Annotated in this window: 2 protein-coding genes; one reads left to right on the top strand and one right to left on the bottom strand. The window is 44.7% G+C overall.

Annotated features, from left to right (window positions below):
- On the top strand, window positions 1-310 hold a 310-nt coding region (locus R7E42_RS24270), incomplete at its 5' end, for a MarR family winged helix-turn-helix transcriptional regulator (protein WP_318073129.1).
- 74 nt (window positions 311-384) lie between these two features.
- Here the strand turns inward: R7E42_RS24270 and R7E42_RS24275 are convergent.
- Window positions 385-1,341 carry an AEC family transporter gene (locus R7E42_RS24275; RefSeq protein WP_318073130.1) on the bottom strand — a complete coding sequence of 319 codons (957 nt, stop codon included), beginning with the start codon at window positions 1,339-1,341 and terminating at the stop codon, window positions 385-387.
- Window positions 1,342-1,379: the final 38 nt, after the last annotated feature.

Raw genomic sequence — 1,379 nt, forward strand, 5'->3', positions numbered from 1 at the left:
GTTGGCAGCGTTAGAAGAATTTCAGCCCATGAGTCAACAAGCGTTAGCCGATGCCGTTCTGACCGAACGAAGCGTTGCAAAGCGCATGGTCGATAACTTGGAAAAACGTGGTTTTGTGTGCGTTTCGAAGAGTGAGGCGAACCAACGACTGAAAATGCTCAGTTTGACGAAAGAAGGTGAAGCAACGATAAAGAAAGTTCATCAAATAATGAGGAACTTGCAGCGCGAATTCTTCTCTTGTTTATCAGAAGATGAGTCGGCAGAGTTTTTTCGTTTGGTAAGGAAAATGACATTAGCCAATCATTCGTAAGCGTTTTCTCTGCGTTAAATCTAAGCCTTTTTGTAAAGCCTCAGCTATGTTCTGAGGCTTTTTTATTTCATTTTTCAGATCAAACCGTACGATTTTAGAACCACAATACCGAACGTGCAGGTGACGGTTGAAAGCACGGTTGTCAAAGCAATAATGTTGGCTGCCAGTACCGCGTTTCCTCCCATTGAGCGGGCCATGACGTAACTCGCTGCCGCAACGGGTGAGGCGTTCATGAAGAATAAAATCCCCAATTCAACACCTCGAAAACCAACAAAATACGCGCCTAACGTGATCAACACTGGGGCGACAATCAACTTGTAACTGCTTGCAAACCAAGACGGGCCTTTTTCCTTTCTCATCAAACTAAAATCCAACGACCCGCCTGTACATAACAATGCGAGCGGCAACGTCATTTTCGACAGATAGTTACCCGCATCAATGACTACGTTTGGAACCGGAATCGACAACAAGTAGAAAAGCATACCTAAAACGATGGAGATGATAAGCGGGTTCTTCGTCAGTGTTCTTCCCATCATTTTTGCTGCTTGAGAGGCAGACGTAGCGCCTTTGGGTGATAGGCAGATCACCGCTTGAACGTTGTAGATAAACGTGGTGATGGCGACATAAAGAGCAGCTAATGCGACACCCTGTGAACCATAAGCATTCGCAACGTATGCAATGCCGATAATGCCAGTGTTGGCGCGAAACCCACCTTGAATCAACACGCCCTGATCGGGAGAAGACTTAAACAGAACAGAAACGGATATGTAGGTGAAAATAAAAAACAGAATGCTCGCGACTACGCCGTAGTTGATGAAACCACTGGCGGCAGAAAAATCATGCTCAGAAGCCACAATACTGACAAACAACATGGCTGGCAGCGTGACCTTAAAAACCAGCTTAGAGCCTATTTCAATAAAGTTATCGTTGATGAGACCAAACCGTTTAAAGATAACGCCAAGCACCAACATTAAGCAGATGGGGCCGGTGATCGACAAAGAGAATTGCAACTGATGTAAAACAGAATCCATGTAAGTATCCGCAGCAAAAAAGAAAAAAGTCATTATTG

The sequence above is a fragment of the Vibrio sp. Vb1337 genome (assembly GCF_033338715.1).
Taxonomy (GTDB): domain Bacteria; phylum Pseudomonadota; class Gammaproteobacteria; order Enterobacterales; family Vibrionaceae; genus Vibrio; species Vibrio alginolyticus.

Excerpts from the sequence above, each read along its gene's own strand:
- R7E42_RS24275 (WP_318073130.1), bottom strand. The coding sequence starts at position 1,341 with ATGGATTCTGTTTTACATCAGTTGCAATTCTCTTTGTCGATCACCGGC.